Annotated in this window: 2 protein-coding genes; both read left to right on the forward strand. The window is 71.4% G+C overall.

What is annotated here, in order from left to right; all coding sequences use genetic code 11:
* On the forward strand, positions 1 to 830 hold an 830-nt coding region (locus G6027_RS03870; protein ID WP_182635556.1), incomplete at its 5' end, for a PD-(D/E)XK nuclease family protein.
* The coding region (locus G6027_RS03875; RefSeq protein WP_182635558.1) for a UvrD-helicase domain-containing protein at positions 827 to 2782 on the forward strand (1956 nt) is incomplete at its 3' end. The genes G6027_RS03870 and G6027_RS03875, both read left to right, overlap by 4 nt.

Consider the following 2782-nt stretch of genomic DNA (forward strand, 5'->3'; position numbering starts at 1 on the left):
TCTACGGCGACCTGGTCCACGCGATCCTGCAGAGATACGTGTCCGCTCGACTCGAGCTGGGGGTCGGTCCGGATCGGGACCTGCTCATGCGCGCGCTCCGGGACGAGTGTGAGAAGGCCGTCGCCGCGGCCCCCGGGCTGCTCGCCCCGCTGTGGCGCCGTCGGCAGATGCTCCTGGCCGCCGAACTCGGCCGGTGGTTCGAGGAGGACGGCGCCGATGCCGACGCGGGCTGGCGGCCCACGGCCACCGAACTCGGGTTCGGGCGCGAGGTCCCCGGGGAACCGACGGTCGAGATCCCGTTCGAGGTGACCACCTCCCGCGGACCGGAGACCCTGCTCCTGGCCGGTTCGATCGACCGGCTCGACGTCCGGGGCGGCGCGCAGCGCGTCACCGACTACAAGACCGGGAAGCCGCCCGGAACGGAACAACGCCCGAGCGAGGACGACCCCACCGTGTCCGGCACCCGGTTCCAGCTCCCTCTCTACGCCGCAGCCGCCGCCTCCGCCCGGGACATGCCGGTGAGCGAGGTCCGCTACTGGTACTGCACCGAACGCGGCGAGTTCGAACAGATCTCCCTCGCCGTCTCGGACTCCGTCATGGACCGGGTCCGCTCGGACGTCGGGCACCTGGTCGACGCCGTCCAGCGGGGATGGTTCCCCCTCAAGGGCGGACGCGGGTCCTCCCGGGACCTGGCCGACCTCCTCGGAGGAACGGACCTGGACCGCACGTGGGAGCGGCTGTCCGGGCGGGAGCCCTTGGCGTCCCACCCCGCGTTCGTCGGCATCGTCACCGGCGACACCACCGAGACCGGATCGGACTCGACCTCATGAGCGTGCTCCACGACCAGCCCGCCCGCGACCGGGTCGAGCGGGACACCGCCGCCACCCTGTTCGTCGAGGCCGGGGCGGGCACCGGCAAGACCCACGCCCTGGTCGGCCGGCTCAGCACCCTCCTGCTCACCGACGGTGTGCCCGTGGACCGGATCGCCGCGATCACCTTCACCGAGAAGGCGGCCGCCGAACTGCGTGACCGGCTCCGCGTCCACCTGGTGGACCGACGGGACGGTGGAGACCACCGGGCGGACGCCGCCCTCGCCGGGCTCGACACCGCGGCGATCGGGACCCTGCACTCGTTCGCTCTTCGCCTGCTCTCGGAGAATCCGCTCGAGGCCGGGATCCCCCCGAAGGTGACCGCCCAGCAGGACACCGCGGAGGCCACGGCCGTGGAAGCCATGTGGCAGGAATGCGCGACCGTCCTGTTCGGCGGCGACCGGGACGGGTCGCGCTCCGGAATCCTGGCCCAGGCCGTCGACGACATGCTCGACGCCGGCGTCGGCACGCTCGCCTTCCGCGAGATGGTCGAGGCGCTGCACCGCGACTGGGACCGGCTCCCGAACGGTCCTCTCTATTCCGGCGGGTCTCCCGACTCCGAGCTGCCCGCCTCTCCCGATCTCGCAGAGATCGTCGCCGCGATCGGGTCGATCATCGGGTGGCGCGAGTCCTGCCAGGACGAGACGGACAAGCTCTACCAGACCCTCGCCAAGCACGAGGCGTGGTTGACGGACCTGCAGTCGGCAGCCACGGACCGGACGGCCTCCCCGACCTGGGTCGAACTCCTCGCCAAGCCCCTCGGCCCCGGCAACGGGGGGAAAGGACCCAACTGGGGAGGCGCCGAGACCGTCAAGGAGATCAAGGAGGAGATCAAGCGCCTGCCCTCGATCTGCACCGAGGTCCTGTCCGCCCACTGGCGGCCGCGCATCGCGATCGTCCTGGACGCTCTCATCCCGGTGATCCGCCGACACGCCGACGACCGGCGCAGACACGGCACGTTGCAGTTCCACGACCAGCTCGTCCTCGCCCGCGAGCTGCTGCAGGACCGGGCGGTCCGGGACCGGGTCAGGGCCAGGTACACACGGATCCTCATCGACGAGTTCCAGGACACCGACCCCATCCAACTCGACCTCGCAACTCTCCTCACCGCCGACGAGCCGCACGACGGCACAGGTGCGGTATCAGTGTCAGGAACCGGGAGGCTCTTCACCGTCGGCGACCCCAAGCAGTCCGTCTACCGCTTCCGGCGGGCCGACATCTCCACCTACCTGCGAGCGCAGCGCGGGGTCGGAGTCGAGATCGAGCGTCTGAGCACCAACTTCCGGTGTTCGCGGGCGGTGCTCGACTGGGTCAACGAGGTGTTCTCGGAAGTACTGCTCGCCGCGGAGGGTGTCCAGCCCGACTACCGGGAACTGGAACCGGGTCCCGATCGGCCTCCGTACGACCCCGCGCACGGCCCCCGCCCGTTCGTGTTCCGCACCGAGGACGTGCCCGCGCTGCCAGATCACTGCCCCGCGGACGCGAGCGACGACACGACACGCCACTGGACCGAGGCCTCCGATGTCGCCCGGGTGATCGCGACGGCCGTCCGCGAGCAGTGGACGCACGAGTCAAAGAACGGCGGTCACACCCCGCTCCGCCTCGGGGACATCGCGATCCTCCTGCCCTCCCGGGGCTCTCTGCCCATGATCGAGAAATGCCTCGACCACGCCGGGATCGACTACCGGACCGAGGCGTCGTCCATCGTCTACGGCACCCCGGAGATCCGCGACCTCCTCCTCGCCGTGCGGGCTGTGGCCAACGCCGCCGACGAGGCATCGCTCGTCGGAGCACTCCGTTCCCCGCTCTTCGGCTGCGGTGACGACGACCTGCTCCGCTGGCGCGCCGCCGGTGGGGCGTGGGCCCCCGGCGCCCCGGCGCCCGACCACCTCGAGGACTCCCCCGTCGCCGCG

This window comes from Dietzia sp. SLG310A2-38A2, from assembly GCF_014145095.1.
Taxonomy (GTDB): domain Bacteria; phylum Actinomycetota; class Actinomycetes; order Mycobacteriales; family Mycobacteriaceae; genus Dietzia.